The 3,203-nt window shown below is 60.4% G+C and carries 3 protein-coding genes; all 3 read right to left on the bottom strand.

Annotation, left to right across the window (positions count from 1 at the left end; all coding sequences use genetic code 11):
* Positions 1 to 854, bottom strand: an 854-nt coding sequence (locus VGP75_RS10120; RefSeq protein ID WP_327543545.1) for a hypothetical protein, incomplete at its 3' end; no start/stop codon positions are given.
* Complete coding sequence (locus tag VGP75_RS10115) at positions 847 to 1,473, bottom strand: 4'-phosphopantetheinyl transferase family protein (RefSeq protein WP_327543544.1); 627 nt, start codon at positions 1,471 to 1,473, stop codon at positions 847 to 849. The genes VGP75_RS10115 and VGP75_RS10120, both read right to left, overlap by 8 nt.
* A partial coding sequence (locus VGP75_RS10110; RefSeq protein ID WP_327543543.1) for an AMP-binding protein occupies positions 1,473 to 3,203 on the bottom strand: 1,731 nt, incomplete at its 5' end. The genes VGP75_RS10110 and VGP75_RS10115, both read right to left, overlap by 1 nt.

Genomic DNA, 3,203 nt, shown 5'->3' with positions numbered 1-3,203 from the left:
TCTGCGCCAGGATCATCCGCAGGTGTGCCATCTGCACGCAATAGCTGGTGCGGCAACCCGACAGGGCTTTGCTGATAGAGCACCGCATAATGCGTCAGCGCCATCAGATAGGCGCCATAGTCATTGAAGTGGATATCATCTTTGAACAGATCTTCATGGCTGGCCAAAGGCCCCACCGGTCCCTGTGCTTCCAAGGCGCGCGCGAAAGCGGCCATGACCTGACCTCCGGGGATCAGGTACACCGGTTGTGGGGTCTCGGCCCGTGCAAGTGCCGGTCGCAGAATGGCATCTTCCCAGTATAGACCCAAATCCTGATCAAGACGTGTCAGCCAACCGGTCTCATCATTCAACGGATGCCATGTCTCATAGAGATAGACCGGTAAACCGCGGGCCTGGGCCTTGTCGGCCCAGCGATAAACATAGGTTGGGCTGTCAAAATACCGGATCGCATCCTTGATCTCGACCATTTCGGTCAGCACGAGCGCATCATAATCGCCGGACTCTACCGCTTCATGTGCGTCACGGTATTTTTCATGCGCGTTTTCCTCGGCAAAACCGTTGATCGCAACATCCGGTTCCCAGTGCGATTTCAGCGTCGCACCCCATCCCAACTGGCTGGCATAGTCGTGCCCCTCACCCCCCAACTGGGCAAGCATTGCAGGCATATCGCGCGCCACAAGACTATGGCCGATGTGAAAGACCTGCCGCGGGCCATCAGGCCGTGGGGCGGGTTCTGCATAGAGCGCTTCAAAGGCCTCTTTATCCAGCGGCGCAGGATCACGCGCATAAAGGCCAAGTGCGGCCAAGACAGCGACGGCGGGTGCAATAACAATTAACGCGATACGTTTAAACATAGGCAAGAGATAGGATCAGACCGCCTTCGATCAAGATCGCTCCTTTCAGGTTTGCAAGGGTGGGATCACCAACAACATGAAAGGTATCGTCGGTCATATCAAGCGTCACCGCGTCAAACCCGATGACCTTGCCGGTGAGAGGGTATTGGGCCTTATATACGGCTTCCTTGGCGCTAAAGATCATCTTTGAGGCAAGGCCCGGATCAGATTCACCCGCAAGCCACGCGCGCTCTGCCGGGGTGCAGATGACCGCGACCAGATCAGGGGCGAGTGGCGTTGCCGGTTCAACATCGACGCCCAGCACGGCGTAGTGCTCTTGCAAAGCGACAACGGATACGCAGCAGGTGTCACAATGGGCGATGGAACCCGACAGTCCCACAGGCCAGATGGGTGCGCGGTCACGTCCCTGCGGGATCGCGGCGGGCGCAAACCCGATCTCGGCCATAGCGGCGCGGGCGGCACTGCGCCCTGCCGCAAATTCGGTACGGCGTTTCGGGACGGCGCGGGCGACTGCGGCGGCCTCTTCATCCCAAAGCGCGGCGTCTTGGGCAGGATCGGTCACACCGATCCCGGCATGGGGGCCAAGCATTTGCCGCAGAGCCGCCCTGACCCCTTGCATCAGCGATTGCGCCTGCGCTCACGCATTTCACGGCGCCGGGCCATCGCGTCTTGGAGGGGGTCGCCGGTGGGTTGTGCAGCCGCAGGTGCCACCGCTGGCGGCGGCGTTTCGGCAGCGGGTTGCGGTGGTGCGGGCTTTGCGCCGACCTTTTGTGCCACGATCTTTGCCAAAGCGCCCAAGGTGGGCGCGCGGAAAATATCGGTGATCGACAGTTTCTGCACACCCATCGTTGACCGAATTTCGCGGTGAACCTGCACGGCCAGCAGGGAATGCCCGCCAAGATCGAAGAAGCTGTCTTTTGCCCCGATTTGCGGCACACCAAGTGTCGCAGACCAGATCGCGGCGATTCTGTCGCTGATCTCGGCCTCTGATCCCAGATCAACAGGGGCCGCAGGTGCCGTGGCTGCCGCGACCGGTGCAGGTGCAGCGGGGGCCTGCCCAAGTGTCGGCGCAGGCAGCGCTTTGCGATCGATCTTCTTGTTGGGCGTCAAAGGAAAGGCATCCAACGTCACAAAGTGGCGGGGCACCATATAGTCCGGCAGGGATTGCAGCATCTCCTTGCGCAACGCGGCCTCGTCCACCGCGCCATCGGCCAAGAGATAGGCAACCAGTTGCACCACCCCGGGCGTGTCCTCGCGCGCCACGACCACGGATTGCTGAACCGTGTCATGCCGGTCGATCACGCTTTCGATTTCGCCCAGTTCCACGCGGTACCCGCGCAGTTTGACCTGAAAGTCGGCCCGCCCCAGAAAATCAAGCCGCCCGTCAGGGCGCCAGCGGGCCAGATCACCGGTGCGATACATCCGCCCATCAGCAAAGGGATTGGGCAGGAAGCGTTCGGCGGTCAGTTCATCGCGCTGGAAATAGCCCCGCGTCACACCTGCGCCGCCGATATAGAGTTCGCCCGGAACGCCAATCGGCACCGGCTGCATGGCATCATCCAGCACATAAACATGCGTATTTGCGATAGGCGTGCCGATCGGCACGGCACCCTGCCCCGCTTCGGCAGTTTGAGTGGTTGACCAGATCGTTGTTTCTGTCGGCCCGTACATGTTTTCGACATGCCCGCCAGTCACTTGGCGCAGCTCATCCGCGAGAGCTCCGGGCAGGGCTTCACCCCCGACCATCATATGCTTGATCCCCGACAGCGCCGCGCGTGCCTCGTCATTCATGGTCAGCATTTGCGCCATGGAGGGCGTGCATTGCAGATGCGTCACCTGATGGCGGGCGATCTGGGCCGCGATGGAATAATCGCCCTGTGCGACCTCCTGATTGCTGGCCGCCACGACCTTTGCCAGCGGTTTCAGCCCTTCCAGAACAAGGTCCACGTCAATGCCATAATCAATCAGGCAAGCCACTTCGGTCACGCCAATGGCCTTCACCTCTTTGACCCGTTCAATGGCATCCTCGACCGTGCCGAACAGCCCGCTGTCGTTGAAATAGCGCTCAAAGGCGAATTCCAGAATCCCGTCCATCTCGTCCTCGTCGAGCGAGCCGAGATCAATCTGCATAGGGTTTTCGACACCTTTGGGCTTTTTGAACGCAGGAAAGGCCCAGGCGTATTGCTTGATCAGACCAGCAGCAGCGCGCAGATAGTCCTTCATCGGCTCACGGGCGATTTCGCGGGCGTGGTCGCGGGTGTCCGACAGGAAGCTGTGCAGCATCAAGGTGACGGTGAAATCTTCGGGATTATGGCCTGCCGCGCGCAAGGCATCGTGATAGATCACGAT

This window comes from Yoonia sp. (assembly GCF_036007805.1).
In the GTDB taxonomy this organism is placed as follows: domain Bacteria; phylum Pseudomonadota; class Alphaproteobacteria; order Rhodobacterales; family Rhodobacteraceae; genus Yoonia.
Note: the sequence above shows the minus strand (reverse complement) of the source record. Positions and strands in the feature narration are given on the sequence as shown.